The 20,556-nt window shown below is 74.4% G+C and carries 23 protein-coding genes; 16 read left to right on the forward strand and 7 right to left on the reverse strand.

Annotated elements, in window-relative coordinates; genetic code table 11:
• Positions 1–8 precede the first annotated feature (8 nt).
• Positions 9–902: a KPN_02809 family neutral zinc metallopeptidase gene (gene ypfJ / locus ACN20G_RS21345; protein ID WP_424214408.1), complete on the reverse strand. Its 894-nt coding sequence runs from the start codon at positions 900–902 to the stop codon at positions 9–11.
• A gap of 305 nt (positions 903–1,207) precedes the next feature.
• Here ypfJ and ACN20G_RS21350 point away from each other — a divergent pair, with 305 nt between their 5' ends.
• The 9 genes from ACN20G_RS21350 (at position 1,208) to ACN20G_RS21390 (ending at position 7,330) form a co-directional block, all read left to right on the forward strand.
• Entirely contained in the window at positions 1,208–2,806 is a 1,599-nt protein-coding gene (locus tag ACN20G_RS21350) for an ABC-F family ATP-binding cassette domain-containing protein (RefSeq protein WP_424214409.1), read from the forward strand.
• Positions 2,807–3,158: 352 nt separating this feature from the next.
• Positions 3,159–3,380, forward strand: a complete 222-nt coding sequence (locus ACN20G_RS21355) for a helix-turn-helix domain-containing protein (protein ID WP_424214410.1) — start codon at positions 3,159–3,161, stop codon at positions 3,378–3,380.
• 131 nt (positions 3,381–3,511) lie between these two features.
• Positions 3,512–4,291 carry an enoyl-CoA hydratase/isomerase family protein gene (locus ACN20G_RS21360; RefSeq protein WP_424214411.1) on the forward strand — a complete coding sequence of 260 codons (780 nt, stop codon included), beginning with the start codon at positions 3,512–3,514 and terminating at the stop codon, positions 4,289–4,291.
• 245 nt (positions 4,292–4,536) lie between these two features.
• Positions 4,537–4,971: an Asp23/Gls24 family envelope stress response protein gene (locus ACN20G_RS21365; protein ID WP_424214412.1), complete on the forward strand. Its 435-nt coding sequence runs from the start codon at positions 4,537–4,539 to the stop codon at positions 4,969–4,971.
• Between the two features lie 34 nt (positions 4,972–5,005).
• Positions 5,006–5,197, forward strand: coding sequence for a hypothetical protein (locus tag ACN20G_RS21370; protein WP_424214413.1), 192 nt, complete (start codon positions 5,006–5,008; stop codon positions 5,195–5,197).
• The gene (locus ACN20G_RS21375; protein WP_424214414.1) at positions 5,194–5,598 is read left to right on the forward strand and encodes a hypothetical protein; all 405 of its coding nucleotides are present in this window, start codon (positions 5,194–5,196) and stop codon (positions 5,596–5,598) included. The genes ACN20G_RS21370 and ACN20G_RS21375 overlap by 4 nt, the downstream gene beginning before the upstream one ends.
• Positions 5,595–6,221, forward strand: coding sequence for a DUF6286 domain-containing protein (locus ACN20G_RS21380; RefSeq protein WP_424214415.1), 627 nt, complete (start codon positions 5,595–5,597; stop codon positions 6,219–6,221). The genes ACN20G_RS21375 and ACN20G_RS21380 overlap by 4 nt, the downstream gene beginning before the upstream one ends.
• Entirely contained in the window at positions 6,218–6,793 is a 576-nt protein-coding gene (locus ACN20G_RS21385) for an alkaline shock response membrane anchor protein AmaP (RefSeq protein ID WP_424214416.1), read from the forward strand. Before ACN20G_RS21380 ends, ACN20G_RS21385 begins: the two co-directional genes overlap by 4 nt.
• 24 nt (positions 6,794–6,817) lie before the next feature.
• Positions 6,818–7,330, forward strand: a complete 513-nt coding sequence (locus tag ACN20G_RS21390; protein WP_424214417.1) for a TIGR03618 family F420-dependent PPOX class oxidoreductase — start codon at positions 6,818–6,820, stop codon at positions 7,328–7,330.
• Positions 7,331–7,336: 6 nt separating this feature from the next.
• Here the strand turns inward: ACN20G_RS21390 and ACN20G_RS21395 are convergent, their stop codons facing one another.
• From ACN20G_RS21395 to ACN20G_RS21415, 5 genes are all read right to left on the reverse strand, one after another.
• The gene (locus ACN20G_RS21395; RefSeq protein WP_424214418.1) at positions 7,337–8,092 is read right to left on the reverse strand and encodes an SDR family oxidoreductase; all 756 of its coding nucleotides are present in this window, start codon (positions 8,090–8,092) and stop codon (positions 7,337–7,339) included.
• Positions 8,093–8,101: 9 nt separating this feature from the next.
• A complete protein-coding gene (locus ACN20G_RS21400; RefSeq protein ID WP_424214419.1) occupies positions 8,102–8,965 on the reverse strand; it encodes an SURF1 family protein in 864 nt (287 codons plus the stop codon).
• A 64-nt stretch (positions 8,966–9,029) separates the two neighbouring features.
• Complete coding sequence (locus tag ACN20G_RS21405) at positions 9,030–9,293, reverse strand: hypothetical protein (protein ID WP_424214420.1); 264 nt, start codon at positions 9,291–9,293, stop codon at positions 9,030–9,032.
• 111 nt (positions 9,294–9,404) lie between these two features.
• Entirely contained in the window at positions 9,405–10,397 is a 993-nt protein-coding gene (locus ACN20G_RS21410) for a DEDDh family exonuclease (RefSeq protein WP_424214421.1), read from the reverse strand.
• 539 nt (positions 10,398–10,936) lie between these two features.
• Entirely contained in the window at positions 10,937–11,575 is a 639-nt protein-coding gene (locus tag ACN20G_RS21415) for a TetR/AcrR family transcriptional regulator (RefSeq protein WP_424214422.1), read from the reverse strand.
• 155 nt (positions 11,576–11,730) lie between these two features.
• On the opposite strand from ACN20G_RS21415, the gene ACN20G_RS21420 reads away from it, so the two are divergent.
• The 7 genes from ACN20G_RS21420 to ACN20G_RS21450 all read left to right on the forward strand — a co-directional run bounded on the left by ACN20G_RS21420 (position 11,731) and on the right by ACN20G_RS21450 (position 18,849).
• Entirely contained in the window at positions 11,731–12,528 is a 798-nt protein-coding gene (locus ACN20G_RS21420) for an acetoacetate decarboxylase family protein (protein ID WP_424214423.1), read from the forward strand.
• A complete protein-coding gene (locus ACN20G_RS21425; RefSeq protein WP_424214424.1) occupies positions 12,528–13,415 on the forward strand; it encodes an SDR family NAD(P)-dependent oxidoreductase in 888 nt (295 codons plus the stop codon). The genes ACN20G_RS21420 and ACN20G_RS21425 overlap by 1 nt, the downstream gene beginning before the upstream one ends.
• Positions 13,416–13,426: 11 nt before the next feature.
• Positions 13,427–14,734 (forward strand): amidohydrolase family protein, encoded by a 1,308-nt coding sequence (locus ACN20G_RS21430; protein ID WP_424214425.1) that lies wholly within the window; start codon positions 13,427–13,429, stop codon positions 14,732–14,734.
• The gene (locus ACN20G_RS21435; RefSeq protein WP_424214426.1) at positions 14,731–15,978 is read left to right on the forward strand and encodes an amidohydrolase family protein; all 1,248 of its coding nucleotides are present in this window, start codon (positions 14,731–14,733) and stop codon (positions 15,976–15,978) included. The genes ACN20G_RS21430 and ACN20G_RS21435 overlap by 4 nt, the downstream gene beginning before the upstream one ends.
• Positions 15,979–16,143: 165 nt before the next feature.
• The gene (locus ACN20G_RS21440) at positions 16,144–17,067 is read left to right on the forward strand and encodes a sterol desaturase family protein (protein WP_424214427.1); all 924 of its coding nucleotides are present in this window, start codon (positions 16,144–16,146) and stop codon (positions 17,065–17,067) included.
• Positions 17,064–17,783: a lysoplasmalogenase gene (locus tag ACN20G_RS21445; RefSeq protein WP_424214428.1), complete on the forward strand. Its 720-nt coding sequence runs from the start codon at positions 17,064–17,066 to the stop codon at positions 17,781–17,783. The genes ACN20G_RS21440 and ACN20G_RS21445 overlap by 4 nt, the downstream gene beginning before the upstream one ends.
• Before the next feature lie 22 nt (positions 17,784–17,805).
• Complete coding sequence (locus ACN20G_RS21450) at positions 17,806–18,849, forward strand: zinc-dependent alcohol dehydrogenase family protein (protein WP_424214429.1); 1,044 nt, start codon at positions 17,806–17,808, stop codon at positions 18,847–18,849.
• Positions 18,850–18,905: 56 nt separating this feature from the next.
• On the opposite strand, the gene ACN20G_RS21455 is transcribed toward ACN20G_RS21450, so the two are convergent.
• Positions 18,906–20,456, reverse strand: a complete 1,551-nt coding sequence (locus tag ACN20G_RS21455) for a S8 family serine peptidase (RefSeq protein WP_424214430.1) — start codon at positions 20,454–20,456, stop codon at positions 18,906–18,908.
• Between the last annotated feature and the right edge of the window lie 100 nt (positions 20,457–20,556).

The raw sequence follows: 20,556 nt of genomic DNA on the forward strand, positions 1-20,556 counted from the left end.
CGGGGGGCTCAGCGGAAGGTGTTGCACTGGGCCATGTCACCGGTCCGGTAGCCCTGGTAGAACCACTGCTGCCGCTGCTCGGCCGACCCGTGCGTCCACGACTCCGGGGTCACCCGGCCCTGGAACTTCTCCTGGATCCGGTCGTCGCCCACCGCCGCCGCCGCGTCCAGCCCGTCCCGGATGTCGGCGTCGGTCAGCTTCGTGATCAACGGCTTGCCGCCCGCCCCGTCCGGGGTGGTCGTCGCGTGCTTGGCCCACACCCCCGCGTAGCAGTCCGCCTGGAGCTCCACCTTCACGGCGTTGCTGTTCGCGCCCTGCCGGCCGTCCTGGGCCCGCTGGAGGGTGCCGGTCAGGTTCTGGATGTGGTGCCCGTACTCGTGGGCGATCACGTACGCCTGCGCGAAGGGCCCGCCGCTCGCCCCGAACTTCGTCCGCAGCTCCTGGAAGAAGCCCAGGTCCAGGTAGACCCGCCGGTCGCCCGGGCAGTAGAAGGGCCCCACCGCCGCCGTGGCCGCCCCGCACGCCGTGTTCACCCGCCCGGTGAAGAAGCGCGTGGTCGCGGGGGAGTAGCTGCCGCCGCGCCGGGTGAACTCCTGCCGCCAGAAGTCCTGCACGCTGTTGACCACCCCCACCAGCCGGCAGTCCTCCCGCGCGTTCGCGTCCCGCCCGGTCTTGCACGCCTGCTGCACCTCGGCCACCGAGGACGAGGTCTCGCTGGGCTCCGGCTCCCCCGAGGACAGGCCCAGCTGATCCGGCCCGATCCCGAAGAACAAACCCAGCAACAGGGCGATGAACCCCACGATGCCGCCGCCCACGGCGGCCCGACGGCCCCCGAGCCGGCCGCCGCCCCGCGAGTCCTCGACCTCCGAGGTGTCCAACCGGGCGTCGTCGTCGAACTGCATGCGGCACCGCCTCGTGCTCCGCGGGCCCGCCCCAGCGGCGACCCCACCCATTCGTCCTGCTCATTCATCCTGATGGGCCCCCGGTCCCACCGCCCACCGCGCCGGGGCCGAACGGGCGAACACGTGTGCGCCACGGCGGGTCCGAGGCCCCGGAAAGAGCTTGCGGGCCCCCGGTAGACTCGTTCCCATGGCTTTTTCCCTCACGGACTAGCGAGACGGCCCCGAGGCCCCGGATCCTCCCCGGCGCCCTGTCCTCCCGCGTTCCCACCCCCTTCCGCCGTACCCGTCCCGCCCTGGAGTAGTCCGTGATCACCGCCACCGGCATCGAGCTGCGCGCCGGCGCCCGCATCCTCATCGAGAACGCCTCCTTCCGCGTCGCCAAGGGCGACCGGATCGGCCTGGTCGGCCGCAACGGCGCCGGCAAGACCACCCTCACCAAGTGCCTGGCCGGCGAGGGCCAGCCCGCCGCCGGCAGCATCACCCGCTCCGGCGAGGTCGGCTACCTCCCCCAGGACCCGCGCACCGGCGACCTCGACGTGCTCGCCAAGGACCGCATCCTCTCCGCGCGCGGCCTCGACAGCCTGCTGCGCAAGATGCGCGCCAACGAGGAGCGCATCGCCAACGGCAGCGGCGCCACCCGCGACAAGGCGCTCAAGCAGTACGAACGCCAGGAGACCGAGTTCCTCACCAAGGGCGGCTACGCCGCCGAGGCCGAGGCCGCGACCATCTCCGCCGCCCTCGGCCTGCCCGACCGGGTGCTCGACCAGCCCCTGCACACCCTCTCCGGCGGCCAGCGCCGACGGGTGGAGCTGAGCCGGATCCTCTTCTCCGACGCCGACACCCTGCTCCTCGACGAGCCCACCAACCACCTCGACGCCGACTCCATCGTCTGGCTGCGCGACTACCTCAAGACCTACCGCGGCGGGTTCATCGTGATCTCCCACGACGTGGACCTGGTCGAGACGGTGGTCAACAAGGTCTTCTACCTCGACGCCAACCGCTCCGTCATCGACGTGTACAACATGGGCTGGAAGCTCTACCAGCAGCAGCGCGAGGCCGACGAGAAGCGCCGCAAGCGCGAGCGCCAGAACGCCGAGAAGAAGGCCGCGACCCTCAACGCCCAGGCCGACAAGATGCGCGCCAAGGCCACCAAGACCGTCGCCGCCCAGAACATGGCCCGCCGCGCCGAGCGCCTGCTCTCCGGGCTGGAGGGGGTCCGCGTCCAGGACAAGGTCGCCAAGCTCCGCTTCCCCGACCCCGCGCCCTGCGGCAAGACCCCGCTGACCGCCGAGGGGCTCTCCAAGTCCTACGGCTCGCTGGAGATCTTCACGGACGTGGACCTCGCCATCGACAAGGGCTCCCGCGTGGTCATCCTCGGCCTCAACGGCGCCGGCAAGACCACCCTGCTGCGCCTGCTCGGCGGGGTGGAACAGCCCGACACCGGCCAGGTCACCCCCGGCCACGGCCTCAAGCTCGGCTACTACGCCCAGGAGCACGAGACCCTGGACCCGGAGCGCACGGTCCTGGAGAACATGCGCTCCTCCGCCCCCGACCTCGACCTCGTGAGCGTCCGCAAGACCCTCGGGTCCTTCCTGTTCTCCGGCGACGACGTGGACAAGCCCGCCGGGGTGCTGTCCGGCGGCGAGAAGACCCGCCTGGCCCTGGCCACCCTCGTGGTCTCCTCCGCCAACGTCCTCCTCCTCGACGAGCCCACCAACAACCTCGACCCGGCCAGCCGCGAGGAGATCCTCGGGGCCCTGCGCACCTACAAGGGTGCCGTCATCCTCGTCACCCACGACGAGGGGGCCGTCGAGGCCCTCGAACCCGAGCGGATCATCCTCCTGCCCGACGGCGTGGAGGACCTCTGGGGCCCCGACTACCGGGACCTGGTGGCCCTCGCCTGACCGGTCCGGGCGTCCCGGAGACACCCTGATGGATCATTCGGCCCACCGGTGATCCACCATCTGTGTGAGACGGTCTCGTACCCCCGTCGTCTGTACATCGACCCCGCCGACGCGCCCCGCGCGCGCCCCCGGCGGGGTCGACGCTTTCCCGGCGCCCCCGCTGACCTGCTGATTCATTCCCGATTCCGGAAAATGTGACCGAGGTCATGCGAGGGAAGGGAAGATTCCGTTCTGCACCCTCGTGCCCGGCGACGGAAATGCCACGCCGCCGACCTTGTCGAATGGGTGGCCAGGAACGCCGGGAGGGGTGATCATGAGAAGTCCAGAGCGCACTTCCCACGAGGAGGCACGGGTGGCCGAGACTCTGAAGAAGGGCAGCCGGGTGACCGGCGCCGCGCGCGAGAAGCTCGCGGCAGACCTGAAGAAGAAATACGACGCCGGTGAGAGCATCCGGGCGCTGGCCGAGTCAACGGGCCGGTCCTACGGATTCGTGCACCGGATGCTGAGCGAGTCCGGAGTCGTCCTGCGCGGACGCGGCGGGGCGACCCGGGGAAAGAAGGCGGCAGCGGCCTGACGCTGTGACCATCGGATGAGCCGAGGAATCGAAACCTTTCGGTGACCCCCCGGTCGGTCCGCGGACCGATCCGGGTGGTTACTGTGCAGTCACTTGTGAGGTGACCGCACACACCGGAAGGGTGGGCACGCATGACTCTGCTCGACAAGGACGGCGTACGGGTGACCGCGGAGGACGCGGTCGCCACGGTGACCCTGACCAACCCGGCCAAACGAAACGCCCAGTCCCCCGCGCTCTGGCGGGCATTGGCACTGGCCGGCCGGTCACTCCCCGGCTCCGTTCGCGTCGTCGTGCTCACCGGCGAAGGACCCTCCTTCTCCGCCGGGCTCGACCGGCAGGCGTTCACCCCCGAGGGCTTCGAGGGCGAACCCTCCTTCCTCGACCTGGCGCGGGGCTCCGACGAGGAGCTCGACGCCACCATCGCCGAATACCAGGAGGCGTTCACCTGGTGGCGGCGCAACGACATCGTCACGATCGCGGCGGTCCGGGGCCACGCGATCGGAGCGGGCTTCCAGCTCGCGCTCGCCTGCGACCTGCGGGTGGTCGCGGACGACGTGAAGTTCGCCATGCGCGAGACCAGCCTGGGACTGGTGCCGGACCTCACCGGCACCCGGCCGCTCACCGAGCTGGTCGGCTACGCGCGCGCCCTGGAGATCTGCGCCACCGGACGGTTCGTCCACGCCGAGGAGGCGGAACGGATCGGCCTGGCCAACCTCGTCGTTCCCGGAGCCGAACTCGACGGCGCCGTCCGTGACCTCACGGGCGCGCTGCTCGCCGCGCCCCGGGACGCCGTCATCGAGACCAAGGCGCTGCTGCGCGGCGCCCTCGACCGCGACCCCGAGGCCCAGCGGGCCGCCGAGCGCGCCGCCCAGGCGCGCCGACTGCGCGACCTGGCCGGACTCTCCGACTGACCCCGCGGGCCCGCGCGCCGCGCCCGCACACACGAACGAGGACCCGCCCCGGCACGACCGGGGCGGGTCCTCGTCGTTGGCATGGCGACCCGCGTGCGGGGCACAAGCGCGGAACACGGCCGACCGGCACCGACCGGTCACGTCACCCGGGCTCCGGGCCCCCGCCCCCGTACCGTGGGCGAGGGCGCCGCCACCGAGCGTGACGGCGGCGCCGTCGTCCGGCCCCGAGGAAAGGCGAGAGCGGCATGAGCGAACCCACAGCGGCCTCCGAACGCACCACCCCCAAGGACCCGGGCGAACGGGGTCGCACCACCATCGCCGACGGCGTGGTCGAGAAGATCGCCGGCCTCGCCGCCCGCGAGGTCCTCGGGGTGCACGCCATGGGCAGCGGGCTGTCCCGCACCCTGGGCGCGGTCCGCGACCGGGTGCCCGGCGGCGCCCGCTCCTCCGTCACGCGCGGGGTGAAGGCCGAGGTCGGCGAGGTGCAGACGGCCCTCGACCTGGAGATCGTGGTCGACTACGGGGTCTCCATCCGCGAGGTGGCGCGGGCCGTCCGCGAGAACGTGATCTCCGCCGTCGAGCGGATGACCGGACTCCAGGTCGTCGAGGTCAACATCGCGGTCAGCGACGTGAAGCTGCCCGACGAGGAGGACGAGGAGCCCGAGAGCCGCCTCCAGTGACCCCCCGCCCCCACCACACCCCCTCGGAGACCGGATGAACAGGGCCGCCCTCGGCCTCGTGGCCGGCATGGCCCTCGGCTTCGCCGCCTGGTTCGGCGGCTTCGGCGCGTTCCTGCTGGTCGCCGCCCTCGGTGCGGTCGGCCTCGGGATCGGCCGGTGGCTCGACGGGGACCTCGACCCCGGCGAGTTCCTGCGCCCCCGCGACCGCGACGACCGACGCCGGTGAGCCGGGTGCCCGCCCCGGCCGCGCCGCGCCGCCCGGCGCCGGCCCCGCCCGAGGCCGCCGACCGGGGCGCCACCCGGATCGCGGACCGGGTGATCGCCAAGATCGCCGCGCAGGCGGCCCGGGAGGCGCTGCGCGCGGCCGACCGCCCGCCGCCCCCCGAGGCGGCCCCGCCGCACGCCACCGTCGTCGTCCACCACGACACCGCGCGGGTGCGGATCGTGATGGAGACCGGCTACCCCGTGGACCTCGCCGGGCAGGCCGCCGCCGTGCGCGCCCGGGTGATCCGGCGGGTCGCCGAGTGCGCGGAGCTCACCGTGCGCGAGGTGGGCGTGGACGTGGAACGGCTGCACCCGAACGCGCCGGGGGCCGCGCGGGCCGCCGGCGCCGGGCGGGTGCGATGAGCGGCCCGCCCGTCTCCCTCGCCAAGGACTCCGGGGCCGGCGCCGCTCCCGAGGTCGCGCCGCCCGCCGCGATCCGGCCGCGCCGGTTCCGGGCCGGGCGCCGGCTGCCCGCCGTCCTGGTCGCGCTCGGGCTGGGCGGCGCGGCCGGACTGTTGCTGTACGACGTGCTCGCGGACCGGGCCGGGCGGGGTCACTGGCGGCTGCGGGGCCGGGCCGCCGACCTGCTCGCCGAGCACACCCCCGCCGACCCCGCCGTGCTCGGATCGGCCGTGGTGCTCGCGCTGCTCGGGCTCGCGCTGCTGTGGTTCGCGCTGACCCCGGGCCGGCGCGGGCTGGTCCCGCTGGCCGCCCCGCCCGGGGTGCGGGTCGGGATCGGGCGTCGGGACGCGGGCCGGCTGCTGCGCGACCGGGTCCTGGAGGTGCCCGGGGTGCGCGGCGCGCGGGTCAGGGTGCGCGGCGCGGGCCGGGTCCGGATCGGGGTGCGGGCCTCCTCGCACTTCCGGGACCTCGACGAGGTCCGGGCCGACGTGGTCGAGGCCCTCGACGCCGGGATCGCCGAACTCGCCCCGGCCCGGGCGCCGCGCCGGCGGGTCCGGGTCGTCCGCCCCACCGAGAAGGGATGAGGTCCGTCGTGCTCGGAGTCGTCAACCGGATCCTGCTCGCCCTCGTCGGCCTCGTGCTGCTCGGCGGGGCCCTCGTGCTCGCGCTGGGCCCGGCCCCGTTCGGCTCCGGCCGGCACCGGCCGCTGCTCGACGCGGCGCACCGGGACCGGCTGCTGCCGGACGGGCTGCCCTGGTGGGTGCCCGCGCTGGGCCTGGGCCTCGTGGTGCTGCTCGCGCTGTGGTGGCTGCTGGGCCAACTGCGCCGGGACCGACCGGCGGCGGTGGTCGTGGACACCGGCGACGGGGGCGGGGCGCGGCTGCGGGCGACCGCCCTGGAGGCCGCCGTCCGGGCCGAGGTGCTGGCCCTGGACGGGATCGACGGCTGCCGGGTCTCGCTCCGGGGACGGCGCCGGCGCTCGGCCCCCGGGCTGCGGGTGGTGCTGCGGCTGGAGCCCGACGCGGCCCCCGACGCGGCGCTGGCGGCGGTGGCCGGACCGGTGCTGGAGCACGCCCGCGCGGTGACGGGCCTGCCCGGGTTGACCGCGCACCTGCGGCTGCGGGTGACGGCCCCGGGATCGGGGCGGGTGACCTGAGGCGGTACGGGGCAGGGATGCGTCATGACGTCCATTCAGCCCCGCCCGTCCCGTCCGTCCCCTCCGTCTCCTCAGTCCGCCGCGTCCCCGTTGATCACCGCCGAGCTGCGGGACCGGCTGACCGCCCCGCACCTGTGGTTCGTGGCCACGGTGGACGAGGAGGGCGCCCCGCACGTCACTCCGATGTGGGTGGGGACGGACGGGGACACGGTGTGGTTCAACACCGCCGAGGGCCGGATCAAGGAGCGCAACCTGCGGCGGGACCCGCGGGTCACCCTCGCGCACGTGGCGCCGGACAACCCCTTCGACCGGGTGTGGATCCGGGGTCGGGTCGAGTCCTTCACGACGGGTCCGGAGGCGGACGCGGACATGGACGCGCTGGCGCGGGCCTACGCGGGCACCGAACGCTACGAGTTGGGCATCCCCGGCGAGCGCCGCGTGACGATCCGGGTGCGGCCGGAGCGGGTGCGGCGGGTGGTCGGGGTGGAGCCGATGCCGCCGGGCACCCCCGGGTCGGTGCCGCCGTCCCGGGGGTGAGCGGGCTCAGAAGCCGTGCCGGGCGCCGCCGTCGACCGGGAGCATCAGGCCGGTGAGGTAGGAGGCGGCGGGGGAGAGGAGGAAGGCGGCGGTGGCGCCGAACTCCTCCGGGGTGCCGTAGCGGCCGAGCGGGATGGCGGCCTCGTTGCGGGCGCGGGCGGCGGCCGCGTCCCCGGACAGGGCGTCGAGCTCGCGGACCCGGTCGGTGTCGATGCGGGCCGGCAGCAGGCCCACCACGCGGATCCCGCGCGGGCCGAGGTCCACGGAGAGGGACTTGGCGAAGCCGGCCAGGCCGGGGCGCAGTCCGTTGGAGATGGTCAGGCCCGGGATCGGCTCGTGCACGGAGCCGGAGAGCACGAAGCCGATGACCCCGCCCTCGCCGAGTTCGGCGGCGGCGGCGCGGGCGAGGCGGACGGCGCCGAGGAACACGGACTCGAAGGCGGCGGCCCACTGGTCGTCGGTGTTGTCGGCGGCGGCGCCGGGGGCCGGGCCGCCGACGCTGACGAGGACGCCGTCGAAGCGGCCGAAGCGTTCGCGGGCGAAGGCGATCAGTCGGGCCGGGGCCTCAGGGTCGGCGTTGTCGGCGACGAGGCCGGCGGCGTTCGGGCCGAGTTCGGCGATGGCGTCGGCCACCCGCTTCTCGTCGCGGCCGGTGATCACCACCCGGGCGCCGTCGGCGGTCAACTGCCGGGCGGAGGCGAAGCCGAGGCCGCGGGTGGCGCCGGTGACGAGGTAGACACGGTCCTTCAGTCCAAGATCCATGCCCCTACGCTACGCCGTCGGCGACCCGGACCCCAGCGGTCGGCCGGCGGCGTCGGAGCCCTCCGGATCGGCCGCGGCGGGCTCGTCCCCGTCGGGGCCGTCCCCGGCGGTCGCGGCGGCGCGAGCGGCGGCGCGGGCCCGGTCGCGGACCTCGCGGCGGACCAGGACCACCCAGCCCACCGGGACCATCGCGGCGAACAGCCACCACTGCACGGCGTAGGCCATGTGCGGGCCGATGGACTCGTGGTCGGGGTCGGAGACGAGTTCCGGTGTGCCGTTCGCGGGCAGCGGGGCGGTCTGCTCCAGGTAGCCGGCCAGCACCGGCTTGCCGATCCGGGCCGCCTGCTGCTCGCTGTTGATGCGCATGACCTGCCGCTCGGGCAGGCCCTTCTTCTCCTTGATGCCGCTGGAGTCGGTCTCGTCGGCCTTGAGCCGGCCGGTGACGGTGACCTCGCCGGCGGGCGCGGGCGGCACCGGCGGGTAGGCCGTGAGGTCGTCGCCGCGCGGGATCCAGCCCCGGTTCACGAGCACCACGCGGCCGTCGTCCTGGACGAGCGGGGTGACGACCATGAAGCCGACCTCGTCGTCGTTGGAGGTGCGGGTGCGCACGACGACCTCGTTGGCGGGGTCGTAGCGGCCGGTGGCGGTGACCGCCCGCCAGCGCTGGTCGGAGCGGACCTCGCCACCGGGGGCGGACAGTTCGGACATGGGGACCGGCTTCGCCGTCAGGTTCGCGGCGATCATCGCGTTCTGCGCGACCCGGCGTTCGTGGCGGTGGAACTGCCAGAAGCCCAGCTCGATCATCGCGGGGATGAGCACGAGGCCGATGAGGGCGAGGATCACCCACTGACGGGTCAGGAGGAAGCGGTACACGCCACGACGGTACCCCGCCGGGCCGGCCGGTCGGCGCCCGGGGGCCGGGCCGCCGGCCGGGGGCTCAGCGGGCGCCGGCGGCGGTGGCGCTGCCCACCTTGTCCACGATGCCCTTCCTGCCCTCGGCGCGGGCGCAGTGCCCGCCGCAGTACCAGTGCCCGTCGACCTCGACGCCCTGTCCGATGATCTGGACCCGGCAGTGCTCGCAGATCGGCGCCATCCGGTGGATCGCGCAGGAGAAGGAGTCGAAGACGTGCCGGGCGCCGTCCTGGGTCTCCACGTAGAACGCCAGCTCGTAGTCGTTTCCGCAAACTTCGCATCGTGCCATGAGCGGCATGCTCGGGGGCGCGGTGGGCGGCGGCAAGGAGCCGGGCACCGGCGCGGACCCGGGTTCAGCCGTTCGGCGGAACCCGGGGCGGGCGGGACGGGCGGGGAGGGGTCAGGAGTCGGCGGGGGCCACGTCGCGCAGCAGGTGCGTGAACGCCGCCTCGTCGAGCACGGGGGTGCCCAGGGTGCGCGCCTTGACGATCTTGGAGGTGCCGGAGTCGGGGTCGTTGGTGACGAGCAGGCTGGTGAGCCGGGACACGCTGGTCGAGACGTGCAGTCCGGCCGCGACGGCCCGGTCCTCCAGCAGCTCGCGCTCCACGGAGGTGTCGCCGGAGAACGCCACCCGCATGCCCTGCTTCAGGGGCGCGCCGTCGGCGTACCGGCCCGGGTTGGGGTACGGGCAGGCCGGGCGGCGGCGCGAGGGCCGCCAGGACGCGGCGGCCGAGCGGTACCCGCCGGGGCCGCCGGGCTGCGCGCCGATGGCGGGGCGGGCCGGGCCGTCGGACCACTCGGTCAGCGGCCGGCACTCCAGCAGCGGCAGCCGCACCCCGGCCCGCGCGGCGGCGTGCAGGGAGGGGCGGAACGCCTCGGCCAGCACCCGGGCGTCGTCGAGGGCGTTGTGCGCCTGACGCTGCTCCACCCCGTAGTGCGCGGCCAGCGATTCCAACTTGTGGTTGGGCAGCGGCAGGTCGAGTTCCTTGGCCAGGGCGATCGTGCACAGCCGGCGCCGCACGGGCACGGTCACGGCGGCCCGCGCGTACTCGCGGGCGATCATCTGCCAGTCGAACATCGCGTTGTGCGCCACCAGGACCCGGTCCGCGAGCCGTTCGGCGAACTCGCCGGCGATGTCTTCAAAGAAGGGGGCGTCGGCGAGTTTCTCGCTGGTCAGGCCGTGGATCCAGACCGGTCCGGGATCGCGGCGCGGGTTGACCAGGGTGTACCAGTGGTCCTCCACCTCGCCCCGGGCGTCGACCCGGTAGACGGCGGCGGACACGATCCGGTCGTCGCGCGCGAGACCGGTGGTCTCCACGTCGACCACGGCGTACCCCTGGGGCCAGGTGTCGGGCCAGGCGGCGGTGCCTGCGGTCTGTCGGTCGTCGAGCATGGTCACCGAGCATACGGGGCCCGGCCGACACCCCGGTCCGCCCAGGGTCGGGTTCCGGCCTCGGCCGGGCCCCGCGAGGAGGCCCTCCGGGGTCGGCGGCAGCGGTCCCGGCTGCCGGCCGGCCGGCTCGGGGAACGTGCGCTGCGCCGGCCCGCGCGCGCCCTCGGGCAGGGGGCCGCCCGGCGTCCCGGCGCGGAACGGGGGCGGCCCGTCGGGGTCTTGGGGGCCGGTCGGGGGCGCGGGCGGGAGGTCCGGGCCGTCGGGGTCGAGGCCGGCGAGGATCCGGTCGGCGAGGTGTGGGGGCCGCTCGCCGGGCCGGCGCGGGAAGCGGAGGGCCCCGGACGCACGTTCGCCGGCCGGGTCCGGGACCTTCGGCCCGAATCCCTCCCGACCCCCGGTTCGACCCTCGGTCGGACTCGCGACAGGGATGCCGAGGGGTCCCCCGGGGTGAAACGCCCCACGCCCCCCCGGCGCCGCCGGGCGGGTTCCTCCTGCGCGCACGCGAGCACGCCTCCCGCCGTCGGCCGGAGGTCCGGGGGTCAGCCCGCCGGGGGCACGTCCGGGTCCGTGATCAGGGCCGTGACCAGGGCCCGCACCGAGAGCGCGAACAGCCGGTCGGGTCGGGCCGGGCGGGCCAGGGCGCGGGAGAGCGCCGGGTCCTCGGGGCCCTGCGCCTCCTCCCACAGCGCGCCCTCGCCGGCCGTGTGCGCGGGGGAGCGCTCGCGGCTGCGCTCCACCAGCACGAAGCCCACGATCTGGAACTGCACCGCCCGCACCGCGTCCGCCGCCCGCGCCCCGCGCAGCCCGGCCGCGTGCAGCTCGTGCGCCAGGGCACGCTGCGCGGGCAGGAACATGCGCTCGGTCAGGCCGCGTTCGTGGACCATCGCGATCAGGTGCGGGTGGGCGTGCACCTCGCGGCGCAGGGCGCGGGCCACCGACAGCACCCGTTCGACGGGGGTGCGGCCCCGGGCCCGGACGGCGCCCATCTCGGCGACCGTCCGTTCCACCAGGGCCTCCAGCAGGCGCTCCCGGTTGCCGACGTGCCAGTAGATGGAGGTGACGGCGGTGCCGAGGTCGGCGGAGAGGCGGCGCATGGTGAGGGCGCCGGGGCCCTCGGCCTTGACCAGGGCGGCGGCCCGGTCGAGCACGTCCTCGCGGGTGAGCGTGGTGCGCGGCATCGGTGTCCCCCGGATCGATTCGGCACCGAATTCTCTGAGTAATCGTCAGAATCGGTGTGTGAAGCGGTATTTACCCTTCATCGCCGTCGGTGTAACTGTGTTACAGACACCCCGTCGCGGGGGCTCGGAACCACACCGGTGAAAGGTGGATCCCCATGGCACGCGTACGGTACGGAGCGCGCACCGAGGCCGAGATCTCGGCCGCGCGCGAGAAGAGCACCAAGCTCCCCGACATCTGGTCCACCGGCGTGGTGGCCGTCTGGGAGACCGACCCGGCCGTGGTGGCGGCCGTGCTGCCACCGCCCCTCAAGCCCGCCGAACGCCCCCTGGTCCGGGCCAACATCAGCGCCGTGGACCTGCCCGGCTACCCGCTCGGCGCCGGCTCCGTGGCCGTGGCCGCCCGGCACGGCGGGGTCGAGGGCTGGTACCCGCTGGTCATGCCGATGAGCCACGAGCGGGCCCTGATCGGGGGCCGCGAGGTCTTCGGCGAGCCGAAGAAGCTCGGCGAGGTCACGGTGGACCGCGAGGGCCTCGTCGTGCGCGCCGCCCTGGCCCGGCACGGCATCGCCTTCGTGGAGGTGCGCGGCGCCGTGTCCGAGGCGCTGCCGCTGCCCGAGACCACCGTGAAGACCGACTTCTACTTCAAGTTCCTGCCCGCCGTGGACGGCCGGGGCTTCGACGCGGACCCCGTCCTCGTGCACGTCACCCGTGAGGAGAAGGTCCGCAGGCTGGAGCGGATCACCGGCGACGTGGTGCTCCGCGAGTCCATGTACGACCCGGTCGCCGACCTCCCCGTGCGCCGGCTCGTCGAGATCACCATCGGCGAGAAGACCACCGACCAGAAGGGCCGCGTCGCCGAACGCGTCAGCGCCCAGGCCCTGCTCCCGTTCATCCACCAGCGCTACGACGACCCGCAGCAGATCCTCGACGGGCCGCCCGAGGGGAGCGTGTGATGCGACTCGAACCCGGACAGACCGCCGTCGTCACCGGCGCCGCGAGCGGCATCGGCCTGGCGATGGCCCGCCGCTTCGCCGCCGAGGGCCTGCGCGTGGTCCTCGCCGACGTGGAGGCCGCGGCCCTGGAGCGCGCGGCCGAGGAACTGCGGGCCGAGGGCGCCGAGGTCCTCGCGCACCGCGTGGACGTCTCCGAGCGCGACTCCGTCCTCGCGCTGGCCGACGCCGCCTACGACGCGTTCGGCGCCGTGCACGTGCTGTGCAACAACGCCGGGGTCGGCTCCGGCGCCGAGGGCCGGATGTGGGAGCACGAGCCCAACGACTGGAAATGGGCCTTCTCCGTCAACGTGTGGGGCGTCTTCCACGGCATCCAGGCGTTCGTGCCCCGCATGATCGCCGGCGGCGCCCCCGGGCACGTGGTCAACACCTCCTCCGGCGACGGCGGCATCGCCCCGCTGCCCACCGCCTCCGTGTACGCCGTCACCAAGGCGGCCGTGGTCACCATGACCGAGTCCCTCTACGCCCACCTCAAGGCCGAGGGCGCCTCCGTCGGCGCCTCCGTCCTCTTCCCCGGACCGCACATGCTGCGCACCGGGCTGTGGGAGTCGCACCGCAACCGGCCCGAGCGCTACGCCAAGGAACGCCCGCGCCGCAGCCCCTACCGCTCGCTCGACCAGTACGAGCGGGCCATGAAGGACGCCGGCCACGAGGTCGAGTTCACGCCCGTCGAGGAGGTCGCCGAGCACGTCGTGGACGGCATCCGCGCCGACCGCTTCTGGATGCTCCCCGACAGCGAGCACAGCGACCGCCAGATCCGGGCCCGCAGCCGGTCCATGTTGGACCGCGCCAACCCCGGGTACCTCGAACAGTTCATCCTCGACCGATAGGGAGCAGGACCGTGACGGCACAACCCGACCTCCCCGCGGGTCCCGAGGACCCCTACCTGATCATCTCCTCCGACTGCCACGCCGGACTGCCCACCGAGCGCTACCGGCCCTACCTCGACCCCCGCTTCCACCGCGAGTTCGACGCCTTCCTCGGCGAGCGCGACGCCCGCCGCGCCGAGGCCACCCGGCTCGGGATCCGCAACGAGGCGTTCGCCGAGAAGTGGTTCCACGACCACGAGGAGGGGCTGCGCGGCGGCTGGGACACCGGCCAACGCCTCAAGGAGCTCGACGGGGACGGGGTCGCCGCCGAGGTGGTCTTCCCCGACGCCGACGCCGTGGACAGCCAGACCGCGGCCCCCTTCGGCGTCGGCCTCGGCCTCTCCGGCGACCAGGACCCGGCCCTCGGCATGGCCGGCGCCCAAGCCCACAACCGCTGGCTCGCCGAGTTCGTCTCCGAGAACCCCGAGCGGCACCGCGGGGTCGCGCTGCTGCCGATCACCGCCGACCCGAAGGCCGTGGTCGCCGAGATCCACCGCGCCAAGGAGTCCGGGCTCGGCGCCCTCATGATCCCCTCCATGTGGGTGGACCAGGCGCCCTACCACGACCGGCGCTACGACCCGATCTGGGCCGCCGCCGCCGAGACCGCCATGCCGATCCTCACCCACTCCGGGGCCGCGCCCCGCCACGAGTACGGCGAGCACCTCGGCATCTACGTCTCCGAGGTCACCTGGTGGCCCGCCCGCCCGCTGTGGTTCCTGCTCTGGTCGGGGGTCTTCGAGCGGCACCCCGGGCTGAGGTTCGGGGTCGCCGAGTCCGGCTGCTGGTGGCTGCCCAACCTGCTGTGGTTCATGGACCGGCTCTACCTCGGCGCGCACGGCGGCAAGAAGCTCTCGCCCTTCGCCGAACTGCGCCGCCCGCCCAGTGAGTACGTGGACCGGCAGGTGTTCGTCTGCGCCACCAACACCAAGCGCCGCGAGCTCGCGCAGCGCTACGAGATCGGCGTCGACAACATCCTCTGGGGCTCGGACTTCCCGCACCCCGAGGGCACCTGGCCCAACACCCGCACCTGGCTGCGGAACACCTTCCACGACATCCCCGTGGACGAGACCCGCCGAATGCTCGGCCTGGCCGCCGCCGAGGTGTTCGGCTTCGACACCGAGGCCCTGGCCCCGATCGCCCGCCGGATCGGCCCCACCCCCGCCGACCTCGGCCAGCCCGCCGACCAGGCCGCCGTCACCGCCTCCTGGGCCCGCTCCCGCGAGACCGGCCGGCACTGGCTCACCGGCTCCGACTTCCCCGTCCTGGGGGCCGACCGGTGAACGCCGACGCGAGGGCCGGCGCGGACCGGTACACGGTGATCTCCGCCGACTGCCACGCCGGCGCCGACCTCCTCGACTACAAGCCCTACCTGGAACGCCGACTGCACGAGGAGTTCGACGCCTGGGCGGCCACGTACGTCAACCCCTACGAGGACCTCCTCGCCGACACCGCCGACCGCAACTGGAACTCGGCCCGCCGGCTCGCCGAACTGGAGGCGGACGGCATCGTCGCCGAGGTGGTGTTCCCCAACACCATCCCGCCGTTCTTCCCCAAGGCCGCCCTGATGGCCCAGCCGCCCACCCGCGCCGAGTACGAACTGCGCTGGGCGGGTCTGCAGGCCCACAACCGGTGGCTGGCCGAGTTCTGCCGGGACGCCCCCGGCCGGCGCGCCGGCATCATCCAGATCCTGCTCAACGACGTGGACGCCGCCGTCGCCGAGATCCGCCGGGGCCGCGAGGCCGGGCTCACCGGCGGGATCCTGCTGCCCGGGGTGCCGCCCGGCTCCAGCGTGCCCGAGCTGTACTCCGAGGCGTACGACCCGATCTGGGCCGTGTGCGCCGAACTCGACGTGCCCGTCAACCACCACGGCGGCTCCGCCTCCCCGCCGCTCGGCGAGGAACCGGCGGCCCGCGCCGTGTTCATGGTGGAGACCACCTGGTTCTCCCACCGCGCCCTGTGGCACCTGGTGTTCGGCGGGGCCTTCCGCCGTCACCCCGACCTCCGGCTCGTGCTCACCGAACAGGGCTCCGGCTGGATCCCGGGCGTGCTGCGGATGCTGGACTACTACCACGGCCGACTGGTCGGGGCGGCCACCCGCGCGGCCACCGCCGAGTCCAAGTTCGGCGCCGGACTGGCCGAGTCCATGGGGGCCCCGCCCAGCGAGGTGTGGCGGGAGAACTGCTTCGTCGGGGCCAGCTTCATGCGCCCGCACGAGGTGCCGCTGCGGGACCTGATCGGCCTCGACAAGATCATGTGGGGCAGCGACTACCCCCACGACGAGGGCACCGCCCCCTACACCCGCGAGGCCCTGCGGGTGGCCTACGCGGGCCTGCCCCGCGAGGAGGTGGCCGCGATGGTCGGCGGGAACGCCGCCCGGGTCTACGGCTTCGACCTGCCGGCCCTCGACAAGATCGCCGAGCGGTGCGGGCCGCTGGTCTCGGAGGTCGCGCGGCCCCTGACCGAGGCCCCGGCCGACGCCACCAGCCCGGCCTTCGCCAAGGGGGGCTCCGTCCGGGTCTGGTGACCGGGGCGGGTGGGCGGCGCGGCACTCTCCCCGGTGTCGCGCCGCCCGTCCGGGGCCCGCTTCGCCCCGTTTGGGCTACCGTCGGTAACTTCCGGGTGGCGGTCGGGAATACCGATCGGTAACAACCTCTTCCGTCGGCCCGCGGGGCCGCCCTATGGTGCCCCCATGTCCAATCTGCCCGACGTCGTGCTGTGGTCCGTGCCGGCCTTCGTGCTGCTCACCGTCATCGAGATGGTGGCGCACCGACTCCATCCCGACGAGGACGCCGCCGGCTACGAGACCAAGGACACCGCCACCAGCCTGGGCATGGGCCTGGGCAGCCTCGCCTTCGACGCCCTGTGGAAGATCCCGGTCGTCGCCGTCTACACCTTCGTGTACGAGCTCACCCCGCTGCGGGTGCCGCTGCTCTGGTGGACCTTCCCGCTCATCCTGCTCGCCCAGGACTTCTGCTACTACTGGCAGCACCGCGGCCACCACGTGGTCCGCATCCTGTGGGCCTGCCACGTCGTGCACCACAGCAGCCGCAAGTTCAACCTCAGCACCGCCCTGCGCCAGCCCTGGACCAGCGTCACCTCCTGGCCCTTCTACCTGCCGCTGATCCTGCTGGGCGTGCACCCCGCGCTGATCGCCTTCTGCTACTCCGTCAACCTGCTCTACCAGTTCTGGATCCACACCGAACGCATCGGCCGGCTGCCGCGCCCCTTCGAGTACGTCCTCAACACCCCCTCCCACCACCGCGTCCACCACGCCTCCCAAGGCGGCTACCTGGACCGCAACTTCGGCGGGATCCTGATCGTCTGGGACCGGATGTTCGGCTCCTGGGTCGGCGAGACCGTCCGACCCGAGTACGGCCTCACCAAGAACATCGACACCCACAACCCGCTGCGCGTGGCCACCCACGAGTACGCCGCCATCGCCCGCGACCTGCGGGCCGCCACGAGCGCCCGCGAGGGCTTCGGCCGGGTGCTGCGCGGCCCCGGCTGGCAACCGACCGCGAAGCCCGCGCCCGCCGCCGAGAGCGTGCCCGCGCCCGCTCCCGAGGCCGCGCCCGCCGTCCGTCCCGCCGAGCCCGCCGAGCCCGCCGCGTGAGCCCCCGTCCCCGGCCCCGTCCCCTCGTCCCGCCCCGGTCCGCCCGCCGCGAGCGCGTCGCCCGCGCCGCCCTGATCGCCTTCGCCCTCGCGGCCGCCGCCGACCTCGGCTCCCTGCTCCTGGGCTGGAGCCCCGGCCACCCCCTGTTCAAGCCCCTCCTGATGCCGCTGCTGGCCGCGCACGCCGCCGCCCTCGGCGCCCCCCGGCTCCTGCTCGCGGCCCTCGCCTTCGGCTGGGGCGGGGACGTGGCCCTGCTCTTCGACGCCGACCCCGCCTTCCTCCTCGGCATGGGCTCCTTCGCCCTCGGCCACGTCTGCTGGCTGCTGCTCTTCCGCGGCCGCCGCACCGACCGCCGGCTCGCCCTCGGCTACGCCCCGGCCCTCGTCGGCACCCTCGTGCTGCTCTGGCCGGACCTGCCGCCCGAGCTGCGGGTCCCGGTGGCCGGGTACAGCCTGCTGCTGACCGCGATGGCCTGGCGTTCGGCCGCCCTCGGGCGCGCCGCCGGGATCGGCGGGGCCCTGTTCCTGCTCTCCGACACCCTCATCGCCACCGGCGTGGCCCAGTGGCCGCAGGCCCCCCGACCCGACTTCTGGATCATGGCCACGTACCTCGCGGCCCAGCTCCTGCTGACCCGGGGAGTGCTCGCCGGCGAACAGGCGTACGGTGGGGAGGCCGTCACCGCGGCACGAGCCACCACGGCACGACCTGCTGTCTGAACCACCGAAGGACCACCCCCCTATGCGCGCCACCGTCATCCACGCCCCGCACGACATCCGCGTGGAGGAGGTGCCCGACGCCGCGATATCCGCCCCCGGCGACGCCGTGGTCCGCGTCCTGCGCGCCTGCATCTGCGGCAGCGACCTCTGGGCCTACCGGGGCGAGGCCCGGCGCGAGCCCGGCCAGCGGATCGGCCACGAGTTCCTCGGCATCGTCGAGGAGATCGGCGCCGACGTCGGCGGCGTCCGCGTCGGCGACCTCGTCGTGGCCCCCTTCATGTGGTCCTGCGGCACCTGCGCGTACTGCGTCGAGGGCCTGCACACCTCCTGCGTGCGCGGCGGCTTCTGGGGCTCGGTCGGTTTCGACGGCGGGCAGGGCGAGGCCGTGCGCGTCCCGCAGGCCGACGGCACCCTGGTCCGACTGCCCGCCGACGCGGCCTCCGACGACCGGCTGCTGACCTCGCTGCTCGCCCTCTCCGACGTGATGGGCACCGGCCACCACGCCGCCCTCGGCGCGGGCGTGCGCCCCGGCTCCACCGTGGCCGTGGTCGGCGACGGCGCGGTCGGCCTGTGCGGGGTGCTGGCCGCCAAGCGGCTGGGCGCCGAGCGGATCATCGCGCTCGGCCGGCACACCGCCCGCACCGACATCGCCCGCTCCTTCGGCGCCACCGACGTGGTCGCCGAACGCGGGGAGGCCGCCGAGGCCGCCGTGCGCGAGCTGACCGGCGGCGCCGGCGCGCACGCCGTGATCGAGGCCGTCGGCACCGAGCAGTCCATGCGCACCGCCCTGAACATCACCCGCGACGGCGGCTCCATCGGCTACGTGGGCGTGCCCCACGGCAGCGGCACCGGCCTGGACCTCGGGGTCATGTTCGACCGGAACATCTCGCTGCGCGGCGGGGTCGCCCCGGTCCGCGCCTACCTGCCCGAGCTCCTCGGCGACGTGCTCGACGGGATCATCGACCCGGCTCCCGTCTTCGACCGCGCCGTCACCCTCGCCGAGGTCCCCGAGGGCTACCGCGCGATGGACGACCGCAGCGCCCTGAAGGTCCTCATCACCCCCTGAGCCCCGCGCCCGCGGACAGCGCGGACACGGGGCCCCGTACCGGCCCGCTCAGCGGGTCACTTGACGGCCTTCAGGGCGTCGACCACGCCGGCCCCGTAGTAGCCCGTCTGCCCCCACTTGGCCTCGCAGGTGACCGCGTCGATCAGGGCGCCGGAGGCGTCGTAGATCTGCGTGGGGCAGCCGGTCCGCGTGGCCTGCGCCTTCAGCAGGGCCTGGAGCTGCGCGGGCGAGGCGTTCGGGTGCCGGCTCTTGAGCAGGGCCGCGACGCCCACCACGTGCGGGGTGGCCATCGAGGTGCCCTGCTTGTAGCCGTAGCCGCCGCCCGGGAGGGTGGACAGGATCCGCCCGTTGGCGTCCGGGGTGGCCGGGATCTGCCACTTGTCGCCGCCCGGGGCGGCCACGTCGGCGACGCCGAGCCCGTAGCTGGAGTAGTACGAGCGCAGGCCCTTGTCCCCGGTGGCGGTCACGGTGACCACGCCCGGCAGCTGGGTCGGCAGGTCCAGGCAGACCTTCGGGTCGATCTCGCGGGGCACCGGGGTGCCGTCGTCGGGGCTGGTGTTGTCCAGGATCCGGTCCGCGGACAGGTCCCAGTTCTCGTTGCCGGCGGCGGCCACGTTGAGCACGCCCTTGCGCTCGGCGTAGCGGCTCGCCCGGGTCAGGGCCTCCACCAGGGCCTTCTGGTCGTCATCGGTCTTGCAGTTGAAGTACCAGGGGTCCACGTAGTACGAGTTGTTCGTGACGGCGATGCCCTTGTCCGCCGCGAACATGAAGGCGCAGACCACGGCCTCGGTGTAGAAGAGGCTGGTGGTGGGCTCGCTCACCTTGATCGCGGAGACCCTCACCCCGGGCGCGACCCCGGCGATGCCGGCCCCGTCCCGCGCGGCGGCGATCGTGCCGGCCACGTGGGTGCCGTGGTCGCTGCCGTCCGGGTAGGGCCGCCAGGCGCCCTCGGTGGTGTCGGGCACCCCGCCCACGCAGTTCGCGGACTGGCCCTTGGAGAAGTTCGGCGCGAGGTCGGGGTGGGTGTCGTCCACGCCCGTGTCGATCACGCCGACGGTGACCCGGCGGCTGCCGTCGTCGATCTTCTGCGCCTGGTCGGCCTTGATGGCCCGCAGGTCCCACTGGTTGGGCTCCAGCGGCTCCTGGCCGGGCGTGGCCTTCGCGGCGGACCGGGCGGCCTCGGCGGCCGTCAACCGGACCGTGCTGCCCTCCTCCGTGGTCTGCACGGCCTGCAACGGGGCGGTGCGGGTCGCGCCCACCGACACGAACAGGCGCTTGTCGGCGCGCAGGGTCCGGGCGAACTCGGGATTGTCCGAGCGGGCCACGACCACGCCGATCCTCTCGTGCGCGATCACGACGGTGCCGCCGGCGCGGGTGATCGCCTTGCGGGCCTGCGCCGCCGTGCCGTACGCCGTGAGGTTGGCGACGTAGCTGAGCAGCGGGCCGGTCGCCCGGTTCGCGGCCGGCGCGGCGGCCGTCCCCGAGCCCGCCGTCGTCCCCTGCGGGGCGGCCGAGGCCCCGACGGCGGGGAGGAAGGCGAGCGAGGCGGTGAGGGCCAGCCCGAGGGGGACCGTCAGCCGCCGGCGGCCGTTTCCGAGATGAGTCATGGGGTCTCCGGATCATCCGCGAAAAATCCGTCCGAACGCCGATTGCGTCGGACGCGTACATGACACGCGAAACTAGCGGTTTCGCAGCACCGCGCGCCAC

The organism is Streptomyces dryopteridis, assembly GCF_049606955.1.
GTDB lineage: Bacteria > Actinomycetota > Actinomycetes > Streptomycetales > Streptomycetaceae > Streptomyces.

Coding starts and splice junctions, on each gene's coding strand:
- ACN20G_RS21395 (WP_424214418.1), bottom strand. CDS start 8,092: ATGGATCTTGGACTGAAGGACCGTGTCTACCTCGTCACCGGCGCCACC.
- ACN20G_RS21380 (WP_424214415.1), top strand. CDS start 5,595: ATGAGCGGCCCGCCCGTCTCCCTCGCCAAGGACTCCGGGGCCGGCGCC.
- ACN20G_RS21405 (WP_424214420.1), bottom strand. CDS start 9,293: ATGGCACGATGCGAAGTTTGCGGAAACGACTACGAGCTGGCGTTCTAC.
- ACN20G_RS21370 (WP_424214413.1), top strand. CDS start 5,006: ATGAACAGGGCCGCCCTCGGCCTCGTGGCCGGCATGGCCCTCGGCTTC.
- ACN20G_RS21420 (WP_424214423.1), top strand. CDS start 11,731: ATGGCACGCGTACGGTACGGAGCGCGCACCGAGGCCGAGATCTCGGCC.
- ypfJ (WP_424214408.1), bottom strand. CDS start 902: ATGCAGTTCGACGACGACGCCCGGTTGGACACCTCGGAGGTCGAGGAC.
- ACN20G_RS21410 (WP_424214421.1), bottom strand. CDS start 10,397: ATGCTCGACGACCGACAGACCGCAGGCACCGCCGCCTGGCCCGACACC.
- ACN20G_RS21440 (WP_424214427.1), top strand. CDS start 16,144: ATGTCCAATCTGCCCGACGTCGTGCTGTGGTCCGTGCCGGCCTTCGTG.
- ACN20G_RS21450 (WP_424214429.1), top strand. CDS start 17,806: ATGCGCGCCACCGTCATCCACGCCCCGCACGACATCCGCGTGGAGGAG.
- ACN20G_RS21385 (WP_424214416.1), top strand. CDS start 6,218: ATGAGGTCCGTCGTGCTCGGAGTCGTCAACCGGATCCTGCTCGCCCTC.
- ACN20G_RS21425 (WP_424214424.1), top strand. CDS start 12,528: ATGCGACTCGAACCCGGACAGACCGCCGTCGTCACCGGCGCCGCGAGC.
- ACN20G_RS21360 (WP_424214411.1), top strand. CDS start 3,512: ATGACTCTGCTCGACAAGGACGGCGTACGGGTGACCGCGGAGGACGCG.
- ACN20G_RS21365 (WP_424214412.1), top strand. CDS start 4,537: ATGAGCGAACCCACAGCGGCCTCCGAACGCACCACCCCCAAGGACCCG.
- ACN20G_RS21390 (WP_424214417.1), top strand. CDS start 6,818: ATGACGTCCATTCAGCCCCGCCCGTCCCGTCCGTCCCCTCCGTCTCCT.
- ACN20G_RS21415 (WP_424214422.1), bottom strand. CDS start 11,575: ATGCCGCGCACCACGCTCACCCGCGAGGACGTGCTCGACCGGGCCGCC.
- ACN20G_RS21455 (WP_424214430.1), bottom strand. CDS start 20,456: ATGACTCATCTCGGAAACGGCCGCCGGCGGCTGACGGTCCCCCTCGGG.